Below are 23668 nucleotides of genomic sequence, written 5' to 3'. Positions count from 1 at the left end.
CGGCGGGTCGCGGGCGGGGGCAGACGAGCGCGCGCCCAGCCCGGGTCGAACCGGGCAGGGCGCGCGTGGTCGTCACTGGTTGTCGGCCCGCCACTGCTCGAGCGCGGTGTCGAGCGACGAGAGCACCTCCTCGGTGCTCTGCTGGCCGCCGATGAGGTTCTGCAGACCCACCAGCAGCTCGTCCTGCACCGACTTGGCGGTGGGCGAGAACGCGGCGATGAAGGTCTTGCCGTCCCACGACTCCTGCATCTCGGGGTACAGCGGGTCGACCTCGGCGCCGACCGAGACGGTCGTGGTGGTCGGGAACTGCTTCACCTTGGTGAGGAAGTCGAGGTACACGTCATCCGACATGAAGTAGTCCAGGAACTTCTGCGAGGCCTCGACCTTGTCGTTGCCCGGGTTCACGCCGAAGCGCACCTGGTAGGTGCCCCACAGGTCGTCGACCGGGGTGTCGGTGGTGGGGAAGTTCATGTAGTCGACGTCGAGGTCGGCGGTGCGGGCGTCGGGGAGGATCCACGCGGCGGGGAACATCGCCGCCTGGCCGCCGAGGAAGGCCGACTGCGCCGCCGTCTGGCTGGTGCCGAGCGGGTTCGGCATGTAGTACGGCGTCAGCTCCTTGACGATGTCGAGCGACTCCTTCCAGGCGTCGCTCGACGAGAAGTCGGCGTCGCCCGCGGCCATCTCGGCGGCGAGGTCTTCGTTCGCGCCGTGCTCGGCGAGGGCGTAGTACACGATGAACTGCGGCCACCAGTTGTCTTGCGCCGACATGGCGAAGGGGGTGATGCCCGCGTCGAGCAGCTTCTGCGCGTCGGCCTTGAGCTCGGTGTAGGTGGTGGGGGCGGCGTCGATGCCGGCCTTCTCGAACAGCGCCTTGTTGTAGATGATGCCGTTGCCCGAGAGCGAGATGGGGAGGTTGGAGACGGCGTCGCCCTCCTCGCCGCGGTGGCTCTCCTTCGCGGCGTCTTCGGTGAGCTTCGACAGGTAGTCGCTGCCGCCCTCGCTGAGGTCGGTGGCGAAGCCGTCGCGCACGAAGTCGTCGATGTTGCCGAGGTCGAAGCCGTAGATGTCGGGGCCGGCGCCGCCCGAGAGACGGGTCTTCAGGATGTTGTCGTAGTCGTTCGTGTTGAAGAACTCCGCGTTGATGGTGATGTCGGGGTTCGCCTCCTCGAAGGTGTCGATGACGTCCTGGTACGCCTGCTGGGTGTCTCCGCCGTCGCCCCACATGAGGAAGCTGAGTTCGGTCTTGCCGCCGTCGCCGCCACCCGAGCCGGAGCATCCGGCAAGTGCTGTGACAGCGAGCGCGGTCGCGAGCGCCGTGGTGACCGTGAGCCACTTCTTCATGGCCTCTCCTTCAATATCGTCGTTGATAGGGATCGTGCGTGGTGCCCGCTCGATCGTGTCATGCTGTAGTCAGGCTACACAAATTCCGATGAAAAGCCAGCATTCAACCCCTATCCGGTCTCAAAATGGGTGGATTCGGTTAGTTTCACTACGCGAAGGAGCATCGTGACCCCCTCTCCCGGCGACTCGATCGGCAGACGTCTCACCATCAACACCGTCGTGAGGCGCCAGCAGATCGAGGCCACCCGCGACCGCTGGCTCTGGGAGGACGAATCGGAGCGGCACAGCGCCGCGCTGATCGACCGGTTCAGCACCACGGTGCGCGACGCCATCCCCGACGCCCGCATCACCTGGGCGCTGTCGTGGGGTGCCCTCACCGACGACAGCGCCCGCTACGCCGAGGTGCGGCGCGAGGTCGCGCGCTGCGCCGAGACGTTCGGCGACGACGTCACCTTCGTGCCGGGCGGCTTCTTCCCCAACCTCCACGGCTCGCGCGACGCGGTCGCCCGCGACATCGCCGACGCCGTCGCGCTCATCGAAGACGAGTTCCAGCGCGAGACGCGCTCTCTGGTGGCGGGCTTCCTGTCGGCCGAGAACACGGCACGCGCCCGTGAGGAGCTCGGCATCCGCACCGTGCAGGGCAACATCTGGAGCCAGTTCGACATCGATCTGCAAGACGGCGACGGCTCCGTCGCCTACCCCTACCGGCCGTCTCGCGCGCACTTCCTCCGCCCCGCCCGCGGCGACGACCGCATCGACGTCGCCATGCTCGACGGGTGGACCGTCGACCTGGTCGCCGCGCGAGCGGCGGGCATGGGGCCCGACGGCACCGGCTTCAACTCGCGCCTCGGGCTCGGCCCCATCGAGACGCTGCACCGCCTGCCCCGCGCCGACGCCCTCGCCGAGCTGGAGGCGACGAGCGCCGCGCACCTCGGAGCCCCGAACGTCGAGCGGAACGGGCTGGGCTGGCTCACGGTGAACTACGAGATCAGCGAGGTGCACCGCGGGCTCGAGACCGACCCCGGCCTCCTCGACGCCTGGGGTGGCTGGCTCGCCTCGCTGCGCTCGGAGTGGCCCGACCTCCGGGTGACCCCCATCGCCGACTTCGGCGCCGAGTGGTCGGCGGCGAACCCCGACGACGCCGCCCTCGCCTATCTGCTCCGCCAGGAGGGCTCCGGGGTGCAGGCCTCCACCCTCGGCGAGCGCGTCACCTGGTTCATGTGCGCCGACTTCCGGCTCGGCGTGGTCGACGGCAGCTCCGACCCGCTGGTGTTCGACTACACCGACTACCGGCCGGAGGCCCACGAGCCCACCGAGCTCGGCGACCGGCGCTGGAGCCTCCTCGGCGAGATCAACCAGAAGCGCACCCGTGCGCAGGATGCACCGCAGCCCATCGGCTCGTTCCTCGCCCAGCACCCCGAGGTGCTCGGCGGGCTGCGGTCGCGCTGGGGCGCCCGGGCCGAACTCGCGGAGCTCCTCCCGTGAGCCCGTCGAGCCTCCGCGTCGAGCACACGGCCGAACCCGTGGGCGTCGACGTCGCTCCGCGCTTCTCCTGGCACGGATCGGGCGCGTGGCGTCTCGAGGTGCACGGCCCCGCGGGTCTCGTGTGGTCGACCTCGGGAACCGAGCGGCCGGCCCCCGAGGTCGAGTACGACGGCCCCGCCCTCGCGTCGCTCACCCGGTACCGGTGGAGCGTCACCGCGAACGGAGCGAGCACCCACTCGACCTTCGTCACCGGCGTGCTCGACGGCGACTGGCGCGGTGCGCGCTTCATCGGCCACGCGCATCCGTCGGGCGCCGCCCCGCTGCTGCGCCGGGAGTTCACCCCGCCGGCTTCGATCGCCGAGGCCTACCTCGTGGTGGCCGCCGGCGGCTACGCCCGCGTGACGATCGACGGCGAGCTCGTCGAACCCGCGGTGCTGAGCCCCGGGTTCACCGACTACGACGTCACCGCCCAGTACACGGTCACCGACGTCACCGCCCTGCTCGCCGCCGGGCGACGCTTCGCCGTCGGGCTCGAGCTCGGCCGAGGCTTCTACGGCATGGCCTCCCCGAACACCTGGAACTGGGAGACGGCGCCCTGGCACGCCGAGCCCTGCGCCCGGCTGCTGCTCGTCATCCGCGACGAGCAGGGTGCCGAACACGTGCTGACGACGGATGCGACGTGGGGGGCGATCGACGGACCGACGCGCTACGACGACCTGCACGGTGGCGAAGACCACGACGCGCGCCGCGAGCCGCCCGGATGGGACACCCCCGGATTCGACGACTCGGAGTGGGATGACGCGTGGATCGTCGCCGGCCCGCGTGGCCGGGCGGTGAACCAGCGCCAGCCCCCCATCGAGGTTGCCGAGCGCTTCGACCCCACCGAGATCGTCGAGCTGGAGCCCGGGCGCTGGGTGCTCACCTTCCCCCGCGTCATCGCGGGCTGGCTCGAGATCGAGGCCGAGGGCGCGGCGGGCGAGCTCATCGAGCTGCGGCACGGCGAACGGCTGCGCGCCGACGGGAGCGTCGACACCGACGACCCCCTCGGCTACTTCGCCGGCCGCTTCCAGCTCGACCGGGTTGTGCTCGCCGGCGCCCCGCTGCGCTGGCGGCCGCGCTTCGTGTACCACGGCTTCCAGTACGCCGAGGTGCGGGCGGCCCGGCTGCCGCGCGTGCGCGCCGCCCTCGTGCACACCCGAGCAGACCGCACCGGGTCGTTCACCTGCGACATCCCCCTGCTCGAGACGGTGCACGAGCTCACCGTGCGCACGGTGCTCAACAACCTCCACGGCATCCCGACCGACACCCCCATGCTGGAGAAGAACGGCTGGACGGGCGACGGCATGGTGGGCGCCCGGCTCATGCTGCAGAACCTCGACGTGCAGGAGCTCCTCGCCAAGTGGTGCGCCGACATCGCCGCCTCACGTCACGGCTCGGGCGCGCCCACCGTGCTCGCCCCCGACGGCGGCTGGACGATGGACTGGTCACCCGCCCCCACCTGGCACTCCGCGCTCGTGCTCATTCCCTGGGAACTGTGGATGCAGCGCGGCGACCGGCGCGTGCTCGTCGACCTCTGGGCCGACGCGAGCGACTACCTCCGCTTCGAGCTCGCCCGCACCGTCGACGGCATCGCCGACACCACCCTCGGCGACTGGGTGAGCCCGGAGACCCCGGCGGGGGGCGGCAACGCCCCCGAAGACACCCGCATCGCGGCCACCGCCTTCCTCGTGGCGATGCTCGACGTGCTCGCCGCCTGGGCGACCGAGCTCGGCGAGCCGGCCGAGGAGTGGCGCGACGCGGCGGCCCGCTCCCGCGCCGCCTTCGTGTCGCTGTTCGTGCGCGACGGCATCGTCGCGGGCGAGGGCGACGAGGGCTTCCGCCAGGCCCACGGCGTGCTCGCCCTCGCCTTCGACGTGCTGCCCGAGGCGCTCCGCCAGGGCGTCGCCGACAGTGTCGCCGCCGACGTGCGCGCCCGCGGCGACCACCTCTCGACGGGCGCGCTGGCGACGAAGCACCTGCTGCCCCAGCTCACCCGCTTCGGCCACGCGGATGCTGCGCTCGCCGTCGCGACGCAGACCACGTTCCCGAGCTGGGGCTTCTGGGTGACCCAGGGCGCGACCTCGCTCTGGGAGCACTGGAAGCCGGAGTCGCGCTCCCGCGGCCACTACTTCCTCGGCACCGTCGACGACTGGCTGTTCGCCGACGTGGCGGGGCTATCTCCCGTCGCCCCGGGGTGGCGCCACGCGCTCATCGCACCTTGCGTTCTCGACGTGGGGGGCGCATCCGCATCGGTGGAGACCCCGTACGGCACGCTCGCGGTGCACTGGACGGTGGGCGACGACGGGCACGTCGAGCTCGACGCCACGGTGCCCGAGGGGGTCACCGCGACGCTACGCCTGCCCGGCACCGAGACGGAGCTCGCGTCAGGCAGGCACAGCGTGAGGTCTCACCAGGCGGTGTACCCGCCATCGACCGTGACGATCGAACCGGTGATGTAGGAGGCGGCGTCGGAGGCGAGGAAGGCGACGAGCGACGCGACCTCCTCGGGCCGGCCGAGCCGGCCGAGGGGGGTGCGGCGCTCCCAGTCGGCCCACCATTCCTCGGGCACGCCGTCTTTCGTGAGGTCGGTGCCGATGTAGCCGGGAGCCACGGCGTTGATGCGCACGCCGGCGTCGGCGAACTCGATGGCGAGGCTCTTCACCGCGAGGTGCACGGCGCCCTTCGACGCGTTGTAGGCGGCCTGCCGCTGGGGCGCGTTCGCGATCTCGCCCGACATCGAGCCGATCGCCACGATGGCCGACCCGGCCTTCATGTGGCGCAGCGCCTCCCGGGCGCACAGGAACGTGCCCGTGGCGTTCACGTCGAGCACCCGGCGCCAGGCCGCGACGTCGAGCTCGAGCGAGGGCGTGTGGTCGGCGATTCCCGCCGAGGTGACGAGCAGGTCGAGCCTGCCGAACTCCTCCGCCACGGCCGCCATCGTGGCGGCGACGGCCTCGGAGTCGGTGACGTCGAGGTGCCGGTAGTGCACCTCCGGGCCCTCGGTGAAGGCCGCTGCGGCGGCCGTGCCGAGCTCGTCGAGCACGTCGACGATCACCACGCGGGCGCCGAACTCGTGGAGTGCCGTGACGATGGCGTGGCCGATGCCGCGCGACCCCCCGGTCACCACGGCGACCCGCCCTTCGAAACCCAGCAGCTCGCGATACATGTGCGCCTCCTTGCGTCGATGTCACTTTGTAGTGATACTACATACCGTAGCGGAAGCCACTCGCCGCTCGAAAGAAGGAGACGCCGGTGTCTGTTGCCGAACCCCTCGAGCCGCCCACGCACGGCACCACCGACACGCTCCTCGAGCGCATCACCCGCCAGCTGCCCGAGCTCCGCCGCTCGGAGGCGAAGGTCGCCCAGCTCGTGCTCGGCGACCCCAACGGCGCCCTGCAGTACACCATGGCCGGGCTCGCCGAGGCGGCCGAGGTGAGCGAGCCGACCGTCATGCGGTTCTGCTCCTCCATCGGCTGCGAGGGCTTCCAGGACTTCAAGATCCAGCTCGCCCAGACCCTCGCGCTCGGCCTCCCCGTCACGCACTCGGCGATCGCGCCCACCGACTCGAGCGCCGACCTCGCCGAGAAGATCTTCGACCACACCATCTCGAGCCTCGACCGCGCCCGGCGCAACCTCGACCCGGCAGCCATCGAGAAGGCCACAGCGACCCTGCTCGACGCGAGCGACATCCTCTTCGTGGGCTTCGGCGCCAGCGGCATCATCGCCAAAGACGCGCAGCAGAAGTTCCCGCTGTTCGGGGTTCCCTGCCAGGCGCCTGAAGACTTCCACCAGCAGTTCATCGCCGCCACCATGAGCGGCCCGAAGAGCGTCGTCGTCGCCATCTCGAACACCGGGCACACCGAGCAGACGCTCACCGTCGCCGACGCCGCCAAGCGCGCCGGCGCCCGGGTGATCTCGCTCACCGGCCGGCCGAGCGCACTCTCCGAGCTCGCCGACGTGCCGCTCGTCGTACGCACCTTCGAAGACACCGACGTGTACACCCCGAGCACCAGCCGCATCGCCGGCCTCGTGGTGGTCGACGTGCTCGCCACCGCGGTCGCACTGCGCCGGCCGCCCGAGCACAACGCCGCCGTGCGCCGCATGAAGAGCGAACTGGCCCGGATGCGCCAGGCACCCCCCACAGAGGGTTCCGCCTCATGAGCGGTGCGGTTCTGGTGACCTCGCGGTCGTTCGGCGACGGGCGACTCGACCTCGCCGCTCGGGTGGCCGAACGCGGCTACCGCATCGTGCGGGCCTCGCCGTCGCACGACACCGCCGAGCTCGCCCCGCTGCTCGAAGACGCCGTCGGCTGGATCGCCGGCACGGGCCCGGTCACCGAGGAACACCTCGCCGCCGCCCCCTCGCTGCGGGTGGTGGCCCGGTACGGGGTCGGCGTCGACCGGGTCGACCTCGACGCCGCCGCGGCACGCGGGGTGGTGGTGACGAACACGCCGGGGGCGAACAGCTCGGCCGTGGTCGAGCACACCCTCGCCCTGTTGCTCTCGGCCCTCCGGGGAATCCCCGCCGCCGACCGGCGGCTGAGGCAGGGCGACTGGAGCGGATGGCGCACCCGCGAACTCTCCGCGCTCTCGGTGGGCGTCGTCGGCCTCGGCCGCATCGGCCGTGGCGTCGTCGACCGCCTGCGGGCGTTCGGGCCCGCCCTCTCCGGAGCCGACCCGTTCGTTCCCGACGACGACCCGCTGTGGCAGGGGCTCCGCCACACGACAGCCGAGGCCCTCGCCGTCGAGGCCGACGTGGTGTCGTTGCACGCCCCGGGGGGCGCGACCATCGTCGGCGAGGAGTGGCTCGCCGCATCCGGCCGGCCGGTCATCATCGTGAACACCGCGCGCGCCGACCTCGTCGACGAGACCGCGCTCGCGGCCGCCCTGCGGTCGGGCCGTGTGCTGGCCTACGCCGCCGACACGCTGGCCACGGAGAACCACGGATCGGGGGCCTCCCCCCTGCTCGCCGACGATCTCGCCGATCGCGTGACCATCACTCCCCACCTCGCGGCCCAGACCGTGGAGGGGGTCGACGGCATGGGGGGCATGGCCGTCGAGAACCTGCTCGCGGTGCTGGCCGGCGAGACGCCGCCGAACCCCGTGCGCTGACACCACCTGTCGGGCCAGCGGCACCGGTCGCCTCACGCCCTTCGCTTCCCGTACCGCTGCTCGAGGAGAGACCATGACCGCCACGACACTCATCGACCGTGCCCACACCGTCGACGCCCTCCGCGCCACCCGGCTCGTCGCCGTGGTGCGGGCCTCCGATGCGGCGAGCGCCGTGCGCGGCGTCGACTCCCTCGTCGCGGGCGGGGTGCGCGGAATCGAGATCACCTTCACCACGCCGGGGGCGACGGAGGCGATCGCCGAGATCGCGCGGCGCCACGGCGACGAGGTGGTGCTGGGCGCCGGAACGGTGACCCGGCCCGAACAGGCGGGCGAAGCCGTCGAGGCGGGCGCCACCTTCCTGGTCTCGCCGGGCACGCATCCGTCGCTCACCCCCGCCCTGCGCAGCTCGGGCGCAGCCCTGCTGCTCGGGGCCCTCAGCCCCAGCGACGTGCTGGCGGCGCTGGCCGAGGGCGCCGACGTGGTGAAGCTCTTCCCCGCGTCGCTCGGCGGGCCCGCCTACCTGCGGTCGCTCCGCGGGCCGTTCCCCGAGGTCGACTTCTGCCCGACCGGAGGGGTGAACCCGGAGACCATCCCCGCCTGGCTCGACGCCGGCGCCGTGGTGCTCGGGGCCGGCAGCGAGTTGTGCTCGCGGGCTCGGCTCGACAGCGGCGACTGGGAGGGCATCACCGAGACCGCGCGCCGCTTCGTCGCCGCGCTGCCGCAATGACCGGGCGCATCCGCACCGTCTCGGGCGACATCGACCCGGGCGAGCTCGGACCGACCGACTACCACGAGCACCTCTTCCAGGTGTCGCCCCTCTTGCCGGGCGACGACCTCGACGACGAGCGGGCGAGCGGCGAGGAGGCGGCGTCGCTGCTCGGGTCGGGGTTCGCGGCGATGGTCGACGCGACGCCCCTCGGCCTCGGCCGCCGGCCCGTCGCGCTCGCGCGCATCGCGCGGGCGACGGGTCTGCGGGTGGTGATGACGACGGGCGTGCACCGGCGCGAGCACTACGCGGCGGACTCCCCGCTGCTCGCGGCCGACGCCGCGACGCTCACCGCAGCCTTCGTGCGCGACCTCGAGCACGGTGCGCGGGAGGGGCTCGACCCCGAGCCCGACCGGGAGGCTCCCCGCGCCGGGCTGCTCAAGGCGGGTCTCGGCTACTGGCGCATCGACGCGGCCGCTTCGCGCTGCCTGGAGGCGGTGGGCGTGGCGCACGCCGCCACCGGCGCTCCCGTCATGGTGCATCTCGAGCACGGCAGCGCGGCCCACGAGGTGCTCGACCTGCTCGGTTCGCACGGGGTGGCCGCCGACGCCGTCGCGCTCGCGCACATCGATCGCAACCCCGACGCGGGGCTGCTCGGCGAACTCGCCGCCCGCGGCGCGTACCTGGGCGTCGACGGGCCGGCACGGCATCGCGAGTGGCCCGACTCGGTGATCGTCGAGCTCGTCGACGAGCTCGTGCAGACCGGCCACGGCGACCGCGTGCTGCTCGGCGGCGACGTGGCCCGCGCCTCCCGCTACCGCGCCTACGGCGGCCTGCCCGGCCTCGCCTACCTCGGCGAGCGCTTCCTGCCGCGCGTGGTGCGTGCCGTCGGCCCCGAGGCCGCCGCCCGCATCACCACGGCGAACCCGGCCTGCTGGCTCACCTGGCGTTAATTCAGGCCTAGCCGACGCCGACGCCGGCCCGCTGGCTCACCTGGCGCTGACCCGCATCCGTTCCCCCTGCACCCCACCGGGCGTCGCGACTGACGGGGCGGCCCTCGGCGGCACCAGGTCGTTCGCGCTGCGCACCACGTGCTCGTGCAGGAGGGCGAGCGGGTCGAGGCCCGCGGGTGCGTGCACGGTGAAGACGGCGGTCTCGCCGGGCAGCAGGGTGACGAGCGCCCGGTCGACCCTGGCGTCGGGATGTGCGCGGTCGACCAGCAGCGTGAGGTCTTTCAGCACGGCGGTGGCGGTGATCGAGACCCGGTAGGCGCCGGGGCGCTCCTCCACGGCCGAGGCGCGGTAGGGGCGCCGCTCGACGAGCAGCTGGGGGTCTTCGGCGAACCACCACAGCGCCCGCTCTCCCGTGCCCAGGTCTGCCACGACGACCTCGCCCCGCGGGTCGCCCGGCATGCCGATCTCGGGCGGGAGGGGCAGCGTGAGACTCTCCCGCGCCGGAACCCGCAGCGTGTGCTCGGTGCGCGCCAGCTCCTCGCCGGCGAGCGTCAGGCGGCGGAGCACGGCGGTCGTCTCCCACGCCTCGGCCGCGTCGTCGTGCAGTGCGAGCGACAGCCCTGACGAGCGCGGCTGCACCGACACGAGCCGATCGGCGAACACGCGGCGCAGAGCGTGCCAGAGCGGTTTGCGGTGCCCCAGCGAGTCGACAGCGGCCCACGAGATCACCGGCCAGCAGTCGTTCAGCTGCCAGACGATCGACCCCTGGTTGAGCGGGTGCAGCGACCTGAAGTGCTCGATGCCGAAAGCGACGGCCCGTGCCTGGTTGAGCTGCGTGGCCCAGTGCCAGTCGTCGATCGAGTTCCACCGCGCGATGTGCGCGCCCAGCCCGCGCTCGAGCTTGGCGTTGCCCTCCCGCGCCTTCTGGTGCACGAGCATCGTCGCGCCGAACGGATCGGCCGGCTCATCGTGCACCACCGAGAACAGCGTCGACCAGGCCGGCGGCCCCTGGAACCCGAACTCCGAGACGAAGCGCGCGCGGTAGGAGCGGTAGGTCTCGTAGTCGACCTTGTTCCAGACGTCCCAGATGTGGGTCGTGCCGTGCGCGGGGTCGTTCGGATGCACGTAGCGGCTGAACCCGTAAGGGCTCCCCGCCGAGTACGGCGTGCCCGGCGCGAGCTCGGCGACGATCGACGGGAAGAGCTCCTGGTAGTACCCCTCGCCCCAGGTCATGTCCTCGAGGCGCGCACGCCACTCCCAGTCGATGTAGCCCCAGAGGTTCTCGTTGCCGCCGTTCCACAGCACGAGGCTCGGGTGGGCGGTGAGCCGCGTCACCGCTTCTCGCGCCTCGGCGGCGAACTCCTCCCACAGCTCGGCGTCTTCGCTGTAGGCGGCGCAGGCGAGCAGGAAGTCCTGCCAGACCAGGAGCCCCTGCTCGTCGGCGAGCTCGTAGAACTCCTCCGACTCGTAGATGCCGCCGCCCCACACGCGCAGCAGGTTCATGCCCGCCTCGGTGGCGTCGGCGAAACGGGCGGCGAGGCTCTCGCGGGTGGAGCGTGGGAAGAAGGTGTCGTCGGGAATCCAGTTGGCGCCGCGCACGTACACGGCCTCCCCGTTCACGCGGAGGGAGAAGGCGCTCCCGTCGAAGTCGGGCGAGGTGTCGAGTTCGACGGAGCGGAAGCCGATGCGCTTCTCCCACCTGTCGCCGCCCGCGGTGACGATGAGCTCGTAGAGCGGCTGCTCGCCGTGGCCGCGCGGCCACCACAGCTCGGCGTGCGGAACCGCGAGGTCGAGCACGGCCGACGTCACCCCGGCGGAGAGCACGGCACGCGCTTCGACCCCGGCGACGGTCGCCGTGATCTCGAGCTCGAGCTCGCCCTCGCCCTCCCCCGCGGTCGCCGCCCGCTCGACGTCGACGTGCACGGCGACCCCGCGGCCTGCGCCCGCACCGGCGGCGGCACCCGCACCGGCACCCGCACCGGCACCCGCCGCCACACCCGCGCCCGCGCGCCCGCCGCGCACGATCGGCCGCACCGCCGCGATGCGCACCCCGCTCCACGACTCCAGGCCGATGCGCCGCCAGATTCCGGCGGTCACGAGCGCCGGCCCCCAGTCCCACCCGAAATTGCACGCCGTCTTGCGAATCGTGTTGAACGGATGCACGTAGGAATGCGGCCGCACCCCCAGCACCCGCTCCCGCTCCTCCGCGTGATCGAGGGCCGACCCGAAGGTCACGACGAGCTCGTTGACACCCTCCCGGAGCAGGTGCCGCACGTCCCAGCGCCAGGAGCGGTGCTGGTTGCGCGTCGCCGCGACCGCGACGCCGTTGAGCGCGACCGTCGCCACCGTGTCGAGGCCGTCGGCGACCAGGTCGACCCGGTCGGATGCATCGTCGCTCCACGAGAACGTGATGCCGTAGCTCCACGTGCACCGGCCGATCCACGCCAGCAGCGACTCGTTGTCGTCGACGTAGGGGTCGGGGATGAGCTCCGCCGCCAGCAGGTCGGTGTGCACGACACCCGGAACCGTCGCGGGCACACCCCCAGCGAGCGTCTCGCAAAGCGTGTCGGGCACCGGGCCCGCCACTGCTCGAACGGTCCAGCCGGAGGTGAGCGCGACGAAAGTCATACCCCAGAAGTAGCACAACTACACATCTGGGCCGAAATATAGCCCGAGCCGGGGTGGATGTTGGGACCTGAGCCCGCATCCTGTAGTCTTACTACGCATTCGGGCACCACCACGCCCCGTCCCCTTTCAGAGGAGCTCCCATGTGCGACGCTGCACACCCGGCCGAACCGGCCGCCCTCGACGTCGACGCCCTGCGCGCCCGGCTGACCGGGCCCGCCGAGCGCTACGAGAAGCACCTCACCGATCTGGCCGGTCTCTACCGCGACGCCGACGCCTTCGCCGAAGCACTCGACGCCCACGACGGCTCGCCCGTCTACTGGGTCGACAGCAGCATCGTCGAGCAGGGTGACGGCGCCCTCACCATCGGCCTCAGCGTGCTCCGCCCCGGCCGGGTGGGCGAGGAGTACGCGATGACCCGCGGTCACCTGCACGCCCGGAGCGAGCACGCCGAGATGTACTACGGCATCGCGGGCTCGGGCGTCATGCTGCTCGACTCACTCACCGGCGAGTCGCGCGCGGTGCCCATCGGCCCCGGCACCGTCGTGCACGTGCCGGGCGGCTGGGTGCACCGCAGCGTCAACGTCGGCGACGAGGTGCTGCAGACCCTGTTCTGCTACGCCACCGACGCCGGGCAGGACTACGGCATCATCGAGAGGGCGGGGGGCATGAGCACTCTCGTCGTCGCATCCGACGAGGGATGGACCACCCGCGACAACCCCGACCACGGAGGCTACGGTGCCTGAGGCAGTCATCACCACGGCGGAGCTGCTCGCGACGCTCCCCCGCCACATCGACATCAGCTGCGTGCAGGCGCAGCACGACCGGCACGACATCGAGCGCCTCGCCGCCGACGCCCGCGCCGGCGGATTCGTCAGCGCCCACGTGCTGCCGAACTGGCTCCCGGTGCTGAAAGAGCTGCTCGACGGCGGCGACACCCTCGCCGGGTCGCCCGTCGGCTTCCCGAGCGGCGGGCCCACGACGGCGACGAAAGTCGCCGAGGCGACCGAGCTGCTCGACGCCGGAGTGCAGGAGCTCGACGTGGTGGTCGCCATAGGCCGCCTCCGCTCGGGTGAGGGCGACTACGTCGAGCGGGAGCTGCGCGCCATCGTCGAGCTCGTCGACGGGAGGGTGCCGCTGCGCGCCATCCTCGAGGTCGGCCGCCTGGGCGACGACGACATCCGCCTCGGCGTCGACGCCGCGATCGCGGCCGGCGTGCCCTGGATCAAGACCGGCACCGGCTGGTCGGGCGTGCCCACCACCCTCGACCACGTGCGTCTCATCGTCGAGCGCGCCGCCGGGCGGGCCCGGGTGAAGGCCGCCGGAGGCGTGCGCGACCTGGCCACCATCCGTGCGATGGCGGATGCGGGGGTCACCCGCTTCGGCATGAACCAGACCGCGGCGCTCGACGCCGTCGCCGCGACCCGGGAGGACCGCACAGCATGACGCTCATCACCACACTGACCCCCGACGTGCTCGCGCCGGCGACCCAGCCGACCCTGTACTTCATCGGCGTGACGACGGGCAGCTCCTCGATCCAGCGCGTCTTCCCGCGCTGGGCGGAGCACCTGGGCCTGCGCGACGCCCGCCTGCAGGGCATCGACCTGCCGCTGCACGCCCCCGCCGAGCAGTACCGGGCCGTCGTCGAGTTCATCGCGAACGACCCGCTGAGCCTCGGCGCGCTGGTCACCACCCACAAGCTCGACCTGTTCGCCGCCTGCGCCGACCTGTTCGACGAGATCGACCCGTTCGCGCGACTGATGGGTGAGACCAGCTGCATCTCGAAGCGCGACGGCGCGCTCGTCTGCCACGCCAAAGACCCCATCTCGAGCGGCCTCGCCCTCGACGCCTTCCTCGGCGACGACTACTGGTCGAGCGGCCGCGGTTCCGAAGCGCTCTGCCTCGGCGCCGGCGGGTCGACCATCGCGATGAGCTGGTACCTCACCCGACCCGACGCCGGCGCGAACCGGCCGGAGCGGCTCATCGTGACCAACCGCTCGGCCGAACGCCTCGACCACATCCGCAGCATCCACGAGTCGCTCGAGACGACGACCCGGTTCGAGTACGTGCTCGTGCCGAGCCCGGAGGAGAATGATCGCGTGCTGCAGAGCCTCGCACCGGGCGCCCTCGTCGTGAACGCGACCGGGCTCGGCAAAGACGCGCCCGGCTCCCCCCTCACGGGCGCCGCGGTCTTCCCCCGCGACGCCATCGCCTGGGACCTCAACTACCGGGGCGACCTGGTCTTCCTCGACCAGGCGCGGGCGCAGCCCGTCGAGCGGGGCGTGCGGGTCGAAGACGGCTGGGTGTACTTCGTGCACGGCTGGACCCAGGTGATCGCCGAGGTGTTCCACATCGACATCCCCACCTCGGGCGCCGGCTTCGACGCCCTCAGCGCCCTCGCGCGCGCGACCCGCTGATCCGATGCCCGAGCTCGCTCTCGCCTTCGACCTCGGCACGGGAGGCTGCAAGGCGGCGGCCTGGGCCGACGACGGCAGCTGCCTCGCCGAGACGGTGAGCCGCTATCCGACCCAACACCCCTCCCCCGGCCGGGCCGAGCAGCGGCCGGCCGACTGGTGGGATGCGGTGGTCGCCTCCACCCGCGAGCTCGCCCAGCAGGTTCCCGACCTCGCCGCGCGGGTGTCGGCGATCGCCCTCTCCGGGCAGAGCCTCGGCATCGTCGCGCTCGACTCCGAGGGCGAGCTGGTGCAGCAGAGCACTCCGATCTGGTCTGACACCCGGGGCGCGGCGTACACCGCCCCCGTCTTCGACGCCGTGCCCGAGGAGGAGTGGTACCGGCGCACCGGCAACGGCTTCGGCGCCGCCCTCTACCCGCTCTTCAAGGCGGGCGCCCTGCGGGCGGAGCACCCCGACACCTGGGCCGCGACGCGCACCCTCCTCGGCTCGAAGGACTGGATCAACCTGCGCCTCACCGGCCGGCTCGCCACCGACCACTCCTACGCCAGCGGTTCGGGCGCCTACTCCCTCGAGGCGGGCGGCTACGACGACGAGCTGCTCGAGGCCGCGGGTCTCCCCCGCGAGCTCCTCGTTGAGCCGGGCGAGAGTGCCGACCAGGTCGGGCCGCTCACCCCCGAGGCCGCCGAAGCGCTGGGCCTCCGCCCCGGCATCCCCGTGTTCGCCGGCGCGGTCGACAACGCCGCCATGGCGCTCGGCTCCCGCGGCACCGCCGAGGGGCGCATTTATGCGGCGCTCGGATCGTCGAGCTGGATGACCGTCACCTCGGCCCGCCCCGTCATCGACGTCGACGCGCGCCCCTACGTCTTCCGCCACGCCGTCCCCGGCCTCCACGTGAGCGCGCTGTCGACCTTCAGCAGCGGCACGAGCTTCGACTGGTGGCGGGGGCTGCTCGCACCGGGTCTCGACGCCGAGGCGGTCATCGCCGAAGCACTCACCGCACCGCCCGGGTCGAACGGCCTCGTCTTCCTCCCCATGCTCGCCGGAGGCACGCCTCTCGAAGGGGGTCCGGATGCACGTGGTGCGATCACGGGCGCCACCCTCGGCAGCACGCGGGCCGAGCTGCTGCGGGCCTGTATCGAGGGCATCGCCTTCGCCCTGCGCCGGAGTCTCGACCGCATCCGGGAGCTCAGCGGGACGCGCGACGAGCTCACCGTCTCGGGCGGTGGTGCGCAGAGCGACGGGTGGAACCGCCTCTACGCCGACGTGCTGCAGTCGACGCTGGTGCGCACGAGCGTCGACCAGCAGGCGGCGACACTCGGCGCCGCGACCATCGCGTTCGTGGGCCTCGGCGTCTGGCGGTGGAGCGACGCCGACCTGCCGCACCGCGTGGTGGCGCGCATCGACCCCGACCCGCGTGCCGCGGGCGTCTACGACGACGCCCGCGCGCGCTTCGACGCGGCACTCACCGCGCTCGCCCCCTCGACCCACCAGGAGGAATCCCCCCGATGAAACCGCTCGTCATCATCACCGGAGCGAGCTCCGGCATCGGCGCCGCCACGGCCCGCGCCTTCTCGGCGGCCGGCCATCCGTTGCTGCTCATCGCCCGCCGTCGGCCGGCGATGGAGGCGCTCGGGCTCCCCGACGCCGAGATCGCCGAGGCCGACGTTAACGACACCCCCGCCGTCGCGGCAGCCCTCGCACGTGCAGTCGAGCGGTTCGGCGAGCCCGACCTGCTCGTCAACAACGCGGGGCTGATGGCGCTCTCCTCCGTGGTCGATCAAGACCCCGCACTCGTGCAGGCGATGTTCGACGTGAACTGCGTCGCCGTGATGAAGAACGCGCAGCTGGTGCTCGGCGGCATGCGCGAGCGCGGCCGCGGCACGATCGTGAACCTCGGCTCCATCGCGGGCAAGCAGCTCTACGGCGACCACACCGTCTACAACGGCACGAAGTACGCCGTGCACGCCATGACGGAGGGGCTCCGGCGCGAGAACGCCGAGCACGGGGTGCGGGTGCTGCTCGTCGCCCCGGGCATGGTCGACACCGAGCTGCTCGGCAACACCGGCGAGGGCGCGGTGCTCGACGGCTACCTCGCCTACAAAGGATCGATCGGCGGGGGGCTCCAGCCCTCCGACGTCGCCGACGCCATCCTCGCCGCGTACTCGCTGCCCCAGCACATCAGCTTCCGCGAGATCGTGGTGGCTCCGACCTCGCAGGACGCCTGATGAAGCGCGCCGGCATCCTCCACGCCGAGCTCGCGGGCCACCTGGCCCGGCTCTCGCACACCGATCTCTTCGTCGTCGCCGACAGCGGCTTCCCAGTGCCGCCCGGGGTGCCGACCGTCGACCTGCGCGTGATCTTCGGTCTGCCGCGGCTCGAGCCCGTGCTCGAGGCGGTGCTCGCCGAGGTCGTCGTCGAGGCGGCCGCCGTCGCCTCCGAGGTCGACGCCGCCAACTCCGAGCTCGCCGCCCTCTTCGACTCCGCCGCCCCCGGCGCCACCCGGGTGCCCCACGACGAACTCAAGCGCCTCTCCACCGCCGCCCGCTTCGTCATCCGCACCGCCGAAGCCACCCCCTACGGCAACATCCTCCTCACCGCCGGCGTCGCCTTCGACGTCTGACCCGCCTCACCCACCTGACCCCTCGGAACGTCTGATCCGTAGGCAGGAGAAGGGCCCGGATGCGCAGCATCCGGGCCCTTGTGGGCGGTGGTCGGGGCTAGGGGGCCGAGACCACGGCGACCTGGTCGACGAAGGCGGTGTTGTCGCCGTCGGTGGTGGTGGCGACGAAGGCGATGGTGTGCTCGCCCGCCTCCACCGTGAAGGTGTCGCTGGTGTAGAGCGCGTACTCGCCCGTCATGCTCGGCACCACGTGGGCCACCACGGTTCCGTCGACCGTGACGTCGAACTCCTGCTGGCCACCGAAGCCCGAGCGGTTGGCCGCCTGGAAGGTGATGGCGTAGCTGCCCGCGGGGAACCGCACGGTCTGCTCGATGCTGCTGGCGAGGCCGGAGTCGGTCTTCAGGTAGGCCGTGCGCTCACCCTCGGGGGCCGGGAACGCCGGCACGAAGGGGCTCGTGTTCGACTGCACCCCCGAACGCACGCTGAACGTCCACCCGTTCACCATGGGCCCGTTGGCGGCGCTCGACGTCGCCGGCTTCTCGAAGCCCGCGTTGAACACGGTGACCGCGGGAACCTCGTCGGGGATCACGGGGTTCACGAAGCAGCGGTTGTCGCCGCCCGGGTTGGGATCCGACCCGAACGCCTCGGCCGTGCACTCGACGCCGCCCGCGAACGTGCCGTAGGCGAACAGCCCGTCGGAGCCGTAGACCACGCTCTGCTCGCCGTCGAACGCGCACTGCTGACCGTCGTAGGCGCAGAACGTGTAGCCGTCGGGGGCGTTCTGCACGTCGAGCACCTTGTACAGCCGCGAGGTGGTACCCGACGCCTCCTGACCGGGCGCGATCGCGATGGCGCGCAGGTACGTGGTCTTCAGCGCCGGCAGCACGATCTGACCGGTGTACTCGGGCGACTCGGCCGTCGGCTGCGAGCCGTCGGTGGTGTAGTGGATGCTCGCACCCTCGGTCGGCGACGTGATGGTCACTCCCTCGAGCGAGTCGTACTGGCCCGCGGGGAGGCTGAACACCGGTGCGTCGGTGACGCCGTCACGATGGGCGGGCGTGACCAGCACCTGCTGCACGGCGTAGCTCGACCCGTCGGAGCGGCTCGTCGCCGTGATCGCGACGGTGCGCTCCGTGGTCACCTGGGGCGCGGTGTACTTGCCGGAGGGGCTGACCGTTCCGTCGTCGGAGCCGATCACCGACCACGTCACGTTGGCGTGACCGTCGATCACCGAGGCGCCGAGCTTCGTGGTCGAGCCGCCGACCACCTCGATCTGCGGGTCGTCGAGGGCCACCTGGGTCTGCGCAGGAGCCTGCGTGTAGACCAGCTGGGTGTGCGCATCCGTCACCTCGCGGTCGGTGAACGCACCCTTCTTCACCTTCAGCGAGCCGCTCGAGGCGGGAAGCAGGGCGTTCTGCTCGGGCTGGGCGTCGGCATCCGTCATGGCGATGCGGGTGTACGAGCCCTTCGAGGCCTCACGCGACTTGTCGCCGTCGAAACGCACCGTGACGTCTTTCGCCGCGCCGTCCTTCGTCTCCACCAGCACCGTCCACTCGCCGTCGCCGTCGCGGAACGCCGTCGCCCGCGCATCGGGCGAGGAGACCTCGGTCGCGTACACCGAGCTGTGGGCCGGAATGTACCGCAGCAGCGGCCCCGCCTCGTAGAACGCCGGGCTCGGCTCGAGCCCCAGGATGACGGAGTCCCACAGGTTGTAGTCGCCGTTGGTGTCGCCACGGGGGTCGTCGGTCATCACGCCGTTCAGCTGCCAGACGAGGTTGGTGTGAACACCCTTGTTGGCGCTGTCGATGACGTAGTTGGCGTAACCGGTCTCCCAGACGCTCGCCTCGGGGCTCGCCCAGCCGAACTCGGTCATGCTCACCGGCTTGCCGTTCGCCACGCTCGTGCGGGCGGCGATGATGTCGTCGAGGCTCGAGTACGCCTCGCCGTAGAGGTGGAAGCTGTAGCCGTCGAAGGCGTCGGGGGCGTTCTGCTCCATGAACGCGGTCCAATCGGGAGCACTCACTTCTTCCGGCCCCCAGATCTCGATCCGGTCGCGGATGCCGTCGGCGACGAGCTGGTCGCTCACCGCCTGCGCCATCTGCGCGTAGTACGCCTTCTCGTCGCCGGGCGCCTCGAAGTCCCAACTTCCGTTGGGCTCGTTGTAGTAGGTGAGGTACTTCACGTTCTCGTACCCGCGACCCCAGAGATTCTGCAGCAGAGCGGATGCGCTGCGCCCGTAGGCGGGCAGGTCGGCCGGTGCGCTGATGTACGGGTCTTCCACCCCGGGGATGGTGAACCAGTCGTGAATCCGCTCCCCGACCTTCCAGCCGAAGTTGAGCTCGATCTCGGTGCCGGCCTGCTTGAAGGCGTCGAGGTAGCGGTAGACCGCCTTCATCTCGGGGCTGTCGAAGTCGTACTGCCCCTTCTGCAGCTCCATCCAGTCGATCTGGAACCAGAACCGCGCCACCTTCGGGCGCAGTGTGAGGATGCGCTCGACGTCGACCTGCCAGTCGGCCTCGTCGTAGCCGAGGGTGGCGGTGTCGCCCATGAGGCTCCACGGGATGACGTTCACCCCAACCCCCAGGTAGTCGTCTTGCACGAGGTCGCCGGTGTGCACGACCACGTCGACCGGCTGGTCGCCTCCCGGCGCGGCCGTGGCCGCCTGAACGCCCCCGGCGAGCGCACCCACGAGGAGCCCTCCCACGGCGATCGCCGCGAGCGCGGCTCTCCTGACATCTCGACGCATCAGCGTCTCCCATCTCCGTCGATGTTGTAGCAAAACTACTCGTCTTGCCCGCAAATCAGGGTAGGCGACCCCCTTTCGGGGCGCAAGACATCACGCCGGAACTTAATTTTGTTGCTTTCACTACACAATTAGGCCTACATTGGCCGCACACGCGTCGCATCCGGTCTCCGTGGCCGCCCGAGATGACGACGCCGCTATCGATGGAGATAGGCGTCAGACGATGACTCGCACATTCCTCTCCCGCGGCCTCGCCGCCGCCACCGCCGTTCTGCTCTCGTCGGCGGCGCTGGTCGCCGTCACGGCAGCCCCGGCGCACGCCGCCGACGCCGTGACGGTGTCGATCGACCCCGACACGGTGGTGCAGAGCGACTTCCTCGGCATCGGCGTGAACGTCATTCCGGGCAGCCTCATGGAGGGCACCACCGAACTCGGCTACACCGATGCCGACTGGGCGATCGACTCCGCCCGCATCGAGAAGCTCCGCCCGAAGGTCGCGCGCATCTGGTTCCAGACCGACTGGATGGAGCCGAGCAAAGGCAGCTACACCTTCACCAGCGACCGGATGCTCGCCTTTTACCGCTATCTCGACGCGTTCCAGGCCGCCGGCACCGACGTGGAACTCAACTTCGGCTGGAAAGTCGGGTCGAGCATCCAGTCGTGGTTCTCCATCCCGGGCGTCGACCCGTGGACGAGCGCGCCGGACGACATCCCCGCGTTCGCCGACGCCGCCTCGGCGCTGCTCGACGAGCTCATCACCCAGCGCGGCTACGACAACGTGAAGTACCTCACCTACTACAACGAGCCCAACGGCAGCTGGGACTTCGAGGCGCCCGGCGACCAGAAGGCCTACTACCTCGCCATGGCCCAGGCCGTGAGCGACCAGCTCGAGACCGACGGGCTGCGCGACGACGTCGAGGTGTGGGGCCCTGAAGAGAGCGGGGCGCCCGACTGGACCTCGTACATGGCGGCGAACGGCGGCGACGCCTTCGACCAGTACAGCTTCCACACCTACGGCGACTCCTACAGCTCGGTGGCCGGCAGCATCGCCGCCCGCACGAGCGTGGCCGGCGGGAAGCCGGTGAACATGTCGGAGTTCGGCTGGTCGTCGGACACGGCCAGCGGCTGGGACTCCGGCTACGCCAACTACGTCATCGCCGGCGCGAACCAGGGGCTCCACTCGCTGCTGGTCTGGCAGCTCAACGGAGTCTGGACGGCCGACCCCGACGGCGACACCAACGGCACGTACAACATGTGGGACTCGGTGCTGCTGGGGCTCGAGCCGCGCAACACCTTCGCCGCCGCGGGGCTGCTCACGCGGTACGTGCCGGCGCACAGCGACGTCGTGCAGGCCACCTCGAGCTCGGGCGACGTGCGCGTCGCGGCGTTCCGTGACGCCGACGGCGAGTACACCGTGCTGGTCGAGTCGAAGGCGGGGGCCGACAAGAACCTCACCGTCGACTTCGGGTCGCTCGACCTCGGCAGCGACGTACACCGCGTGGAGTACACCCCCGACCTCGTTCCCGACGAGAACGCGCTGCTCCCCGCCTCGTCGGCGAGCATCCCCGCCACCACGAGCTTCAGCGACACGCTCGGCGGCGACTACACCGTCGCGGTCTACACCACCGCCGACCCCGCCGTGCAGGTGGCGCTCGACGACGTCGACCCCACCGTGGCCTCGGGCTCGACCCTGCAGCTCGGCGCCTCCGTCGTCGACGGCGCGGCGGGCGTCACCTGGAGCGTGGAGGGCACCGGCAACGGCTCGGTCTCGAGCAGCGGCGTCTACACGCCGCCGGCCGTGACCACCGAGCGCAAGGTCGCCGTGATTGCGACGAGCACGGCCGACCCGAGCGCCACAGCCGTCGCCCGCGTGCTCGTGACCCCGGCGTCCGACCCCGCGGTGGTCAGTCCGCCGAGCTTCAGCCTCGAGTCTGGGGTGTATGACGGGGCGCGCATGCTCACGCTCTCCACCGCGACCGCGGGTGCCGAGATCAGGTACACCACCGACGGAACGACGCCGACCGCATCGTCGACGCTGTACGAGCATCCGATCGTGCTCGCCGAATCGACCACCCGCCTCTACCAGGCCGCGGCGTTCGCACCGGGACTCACGGCATCGGGCTCGGCGAGCCGCCTCTACAAGGTGGGCGCGGTCTCCGACGGACCCGACGGGTACACCCTGTGCGCCGACGAGAACGGCACCTGCTTCTTCAGCGGCCAGCAGAGCGTGGCCTTCGGCGGCGACGGGCTGTTCAGCTACCAGACCCGCACCGGAGACACCGCCTGCACCACCGCCGAGTTCGGCGACCCCAACCCCGGGGTCGAGCAGCACTGCTACGTAAGCCCGACCATCCCCGCCGAGTACCCCATCGTCACCATCACGAACGCGGGCTTCGAGAAGCCGGGAGGCACGAAGTCGAAGACCGGGCCGTTCGTCAACGGCTGGACTTTCAACAACCGCTCGGGCATCCAGAACGCCCAGGGCCCGCTCGGTCCCGGCACACCGCCCGAGGGCGCCCAGGTCGCCTATCTGAAGACGGATGCGGGGGTGCAGGGCGAGATCAGCCAAGAACTCACCTTCCCGGCGGGCACCTTCCAGCTGGCGTTCGAGCTGTCGGGGCGCTCGGGCTACCCGGCGCAGACCTTCGACGTGCTGTACGACAGCACGGTGATCGGGTCGTTCACGGTCAGCTCGACCACGAGCTACACCCCGGTGCGCAGTGCGATCTTCGCCAGCGCCGGCGGCAAGCACACGGTGACCTTCCGGGCCACGGCGCCCTCGGGCGACCGCACCGCGTTCCTCGACGACGTGCGCGTCGAGCTGCCCGCAGCCCCGGCCGTGCCGGCGCTCGCCAACGCGGGATTCGAGTCGCCGGCCACCACGAACGTGAAGTCGGCGCCGTTCACCGACGGCTGGGCGTTCGTGGGCAAGGCGGGCATCCAGCACAACGGGAGCGCCTTCGGCGCCACCACCGCACCGGAGGGCACGCAGACCGCGCTGCTGCAGTCGAAAGACGGGTCGCACGGCTCGTTCACCCAGTCGGTCGACTTCGTGCCGGGCGACTACCGGCTGACGTTTCAGGCGTCGAAGCGGGCGGGGTACGCCACCCCGCAGCCGATCGAGGTGCTCGTCGACGGCACGGTGGTGGCCACGGCCACCCCGTCGGCGTCGAGCTGGACGGGGTACACGACGCCGGTCTTCACGGTCGGCCGGGGAGCGCACAGCATCGCGTTCCGCGGCTCCGCCCCGACGGGCGACGCGACGGCGTTCGTCGACGCGGTGGGTCTCGAGGCTGTGCCGGCCGCCGGCCTCGAGGCGGCGACGACAGCGGCTGCGTGGTCGCTGTGCGTGGGCACGGAGGCCTACGTCGCCGTGTACTCGATCAACAAGGCGGGGCGCGACGTCGACATGCGGCTCGGGGCGGTCGGCGCCGAGAAGGAGGAGACCGGGGTCGCCGACGGCACGGCCGCCTATGGGCTCTTCCCCTCGGGCGCGAGCACCCTCGCGGCGGGGACGGCCGAGGTCGAGGCGTCGTACCTCGACGGCACCGAGCACACCTCGACGCAGACCCCCTCCTACGCCGCCCTCGACTGCTCGGCCGAGGAGGGCTGATGCGCCCGGGGAGACCG

General features: G+C 71.6%; 17 protein-coding genes. 13 read left to right on the top strand and 4 right to left on the bottom strand.

Annotated features, from left to right (window positions below; all coding sequences use genetic code 11):
* Nucleotides 1-72 precede the first annotated feature (72 nt).
* Nucleotides 73-1341 carry an ABC transporter substrate-binding protein gene (locus HL652_RS20405; protein ID WP_171707001.1) on the bottom strand — a complete coding sequence of 423 codons (1269 nt, stop codon included), beginning with the start codon at nt 1339-1341 and terminating at the stop codon, nt 73-75.
* A 165-nt stretch (nt 1342-1506) separates the two neighbouring features.
* Here HL652_RS20405 and HL652_RS20400 point away from each other — a divergent pair, with 165 nt between their 5' ends.
* Nucleotides 1507-2826, top strand: a complete 1320-nt coding sequence (locus HL652_RS20400; protein WP_171707000.1) for a DUF3863 domain-containing protein — start codon at nt 1507-1509, stop codon at nt 2824-2826.
* The gene (locus HL652_RS20395) at nt 2823-5324 is read left to right on the top strand and encodes a family 78 glycoside hydrolase catalytic domain (RefSeq protein WP_171706999.1); all 2502 of its coding nucleotides are present in this window, start codon (nt 2823-2825) and stop codon (nt 5322-5324) included. The genes HL652_RS20400 and HL652_RS20395 overlap by 4 nt, the downstream gene beginning before the upstream one ends.
* Here HL652_RS20395 and HL652_RS20390 read toward each other — a convergent pair.
* Nucleotides 5273-6031 (bottom strand): SDR family NAD(P)-dependent oxidoreductase, encoded by a 759-nt coding sequence (locus HL652_RS20390; protein WP_171706998.1) that lies wholly within the window; start codon nt 6029-6031, stop codon nt 5273-5275. The genes HL652_RS20395 and HL652_RS20390 overlap by 52 nt on opposite strands.
* Nucleotides 6032-6117: 86 nt before the next feature.
* On the opposite strand from HL652_RS20390, the gene HL652_RS20385 reads away from it, so the two are divergent.
* The 4 genes from HL652_RS20385 (at nt 6118) to HL652_RS20370 (ending at nt 9635) form a co-directional block, all read left to right on the top strand.
* On the top strand, nt 6118-7026 hold the full coding sequence (locus tag HL652_RS20385; protein ID WP_171706997.1) for an SIS domain-containing protein: 909 nt from the start codon (nt 6118-6120) through the stop codon (nt 7024-7026).
* Complete coding sequence (locus HL652_RS20380; protein WP_171706996.1) at nt 7023-7976, top strand: 2-hydroxyacid dehydrogenase; 954 nt, start codon at nt 7023-7025, stop codon at nt 7974-7976. The genes HL652_RS20385 and HL652_RS20380 overlap by 4 nt, the downstream gene beginning before the upstream one ends.
* A 73-nt stretch (nt 7977-8049) precedes the next feature.
* Nucleotides 8050-8703, top strand: coding sequence for a bifunctional 4-hydroxy-2-oxoglutarate aldolase/2-dehydro-3-deoxy-phosphogluconate aldolase (locus HL652_RS20375; protein ID WP_171706995.1), 654 nt, complete (start codon nt 8050-8052; stop codon nt 8701-8703).
* Nucleotides 8700-9635: a phosphotriesterase family protein gene (locus HL652_RS20370; RefSeq protein ID WP_171706994.1), complete on the top strand. Its 936-nt coding sequence runs from the start codon at nt 8700-8702 to the stop codon at nt 9633-9635. The genes HL652_RS20375 and HL652_RS20370 overlap by 4 nt, the downstream gene beginning before the upstream one ends.
* A gap of 36 nt (nt 9636-9671) precedes the next feature.
* Here HL652_RS20370 and HL652_RS20365 read toward each other — a convergent pair whose 3' ends face one another.
* On the bottom strand, nt 9672-12263 hold the full coding sequence (locus tag HL652_RS20365; RefSeq protein ID WP_171706993.1) for a glycoside hydrolase family 2 protein: 2592 nt from the start codon (nt 12261-12263) through the stop codon (nt 9672-9674).
* A gap of 140 nt (nt 12264-12403) precedes the next feature.
* Between HL652_RS20365 and HL652_RS20360 the strand changes: the two genes are divergently transcribed.
* From HL652_RS20360 to rbsD, 6 genes are read left to right on the top strand one after another with little or no spacing between them, the layout of a single operon-like run.
* A complete protein-coding gene (locus HL652_RS20360; RefSeq protein WP_171706992.1) occupies nt 12404-13006 on the top strand; it encodes a glucose-6-phosphate isomerase family protein in 603 nt (200 codons plus the stop codon).
* Nucleotides 12999-13706 carry a deoxyribose-phosphate aldolase gene (gene deoC, locus HL652_RS20355; protein ID WP_171706991.1) on the top strand — a complete coding sequence of 236 codons (708 nt, stop codon included), beginning with the start codon at nt 12999-13001 and terminating at the stop codon, nt 13704-13706. The genes HL652_RS20360 and deoC overlap by 8 nt, the downstream gene beginning before the upstream one ends.
* Nucleotides 13703-14677, top strand: a complete 975-nt coding sequence (locus HL652_RS20350) for a shikimate dehydrogenase family protein (RefSeq protein ID WP_171706990.1) — start codon at nt 13703-13705, stop codon at nt 14675-14677. Before deoC ends, HL652_RS20350 begins: the two co-directional genes overlap by 4 nt.
* 4 nt (nt 14678-14681) lie before the next feature.
* A complete protein-coding gene (locus HL652_RS20345; RefSeq protein ID WP_171706989.1) occupies nt 14682-16184 on the top strand; it encodes a xylulokinase in 1503 nt (500 codons plus the stop codon).
* Nucleotides 16181-16900, top strand: a complete 720-nt coding sequence (locus HL652_RS20340; RefSeq protein WP_171706988.1) for an SDR family oxidoreductase — start codon at nt 16181-16183, stop codon at nt 16898-16900. The genes HL652_RS20345 and HL652_RS20340 overlap by 4 nt, the downstream gene beginning before the upstream one ends.
* Entirely contained in the window at nt 16900-17295 is a 396-nt protein-coding gene (gene rbsD / locus HL652_RS20335; RefSeq protein ID WP_171706987.1) for a D-ribose pyranase, read from the top strand. Before HL652_RS20340 ends, rbsD begins: the two co-directional genes overlap by 1 nt.
* 97 nt (nt 17296-17392) lie before the next feature.
* On the opposite strand, the gene HL652_RS20330 is transcribed toward rbsD, so the two are convergent.
* Nucleotides 17393-20041, bottom strand: a complete 2649-nt coding sequence (locus HL652_RS20330; protein WP_171706986.1) for a chitobiase/beta-hexosaminidase C-terminal domain-containing protein — start codon at nt 20039-20041, stop codon at nt 17393-17395.
* A 220-nt stretch (nt 20042-20261) separates the two neighbouring features.
* Here HL652_RS20330 and HL652_RS21570 point away from each other — a divergent pair, with 220 nt between their 5' ends.
* Nucleotides 20262-23651 (top strand): chitobiase/beta-hexosaminidase C-terminal domain-containing protein, encoded by a 3390-nt coding sequence (locus tag HL652_RS21570; protein ID WP_216603955.1) that lies wholly within the window; start codon nt 20262-20264, stop codon nt 23649-23651.
* The last annotated feature ends 17 nt before the right edge of the window (nt 23652-23668 follow it).

The organism is Herbiconiux sp. SALV-R1, from assembly GCF_013113715.1.
GTDB lineage: Bacteria > Actinomycetota > Actinomycetes > Actinomycetales > Microbacteriaceae > Herbiconiux.
The sequence above is the reverse complement of the archived record's forward strand: the minus strand, read 5'-3'. Positions and strand labels throughout refer to the sequence as shown.

Excerpts from the sequence above, each read along its gene's own strand:
- HL652_RS20405 (WP_171707001.1), bottom strand. The coding sequence starts at position 1,341 with ATGAAGAAGTGGCTCACGGTCACCACGGCGCTCGCGACCGCGCTCGCT.
- HL652_RS20390 (WP_171706998.1), bottom strand. The coding sequence starts at position 6,031 with ATGTATCGCGAGCTGCTGGGTTTCGAAGGGCGGGTCGCCGTGGTGACC.
- HL652_RS20380 (WP_171706996.1), top strand. The coding sequence starts at position 7,023 with ATGAGCGGTGCGGTTCTGGTGACCTCGCGGTCGTTCGGCGACGGGCGA.
- HL652_RS20375 (WP_171706995.1), top strand. The coding sequence starts at position 8,050 with ATGACCGCCACGACACTCATCGACCGTGCCCACACCGTCGACGCCCTC.
- HL652_RS20370 (WP_171706994.1), top strand. The coding sequence starts at position 8,700 with ATGACCGGGCGCATCCGCACCGTCTCGGGCGACATCGACCCGGGCGAG.
- HL652_RS20365 (WP_171706993.1), bottom strand. The coding sequence starts at position 12,263 with ATGACTTTCGTCGCGCTCACCTCCGGCTGGACCGTTCGAGCAGTGGCG.
- HL652_RS20360 (WP_171706992.1), top strand. The coding sequence starts at position 12,404 with ATGTGCGACGCTGCACACCCGGCCGAACCGGCCGCCCTCGACGTCGAC.
- HL652_RS20350 (WP_171706990.1), top strand. The coding sequence starts at position 13,703 with ATGACGCTCATCACCACACTGACCCCCGACGTGCTCGCGCCGGCGACC.
- HL652_RS20345 (WP_171706989.1), top strand. The coding sequence starts at position 14,682 with ATGCCCGAGCTCGCTCTCGCCTTCGACCTCGGCACGGGAGGCTGCAAG.
- HL652_RS20340 (WP_171706988.1), top strand. The coding sequence starts at position 16,181 with ATGAAACCGCTCGTCATCATCACCGGAGCGAGCTCCGGCATCGGCGCC.
- rbsD (WP_171706987.1), top strand. The coding sequence starts at position 16,900 with ATGAAGCGCGCCGGCATCCTCCACGCCGAGCTCGCGGGCCACCTGGCC.
- HL652_RS20330 (WP_171706986.1), bottom strand. The coding sequence starts at position 20,041 with ATGCGTCGAGATGTCAGGAGAGCCGCGCTCGCGGCGATCGCCGTGGGA.
- HL652_RS21570 (WP_216603955.1), top strand. The coding sequence starts at position 20,262 with ATGACTCGCACATTCCTCTCCCGCGGCCTCGCCGCCGCCACCGCCGTT.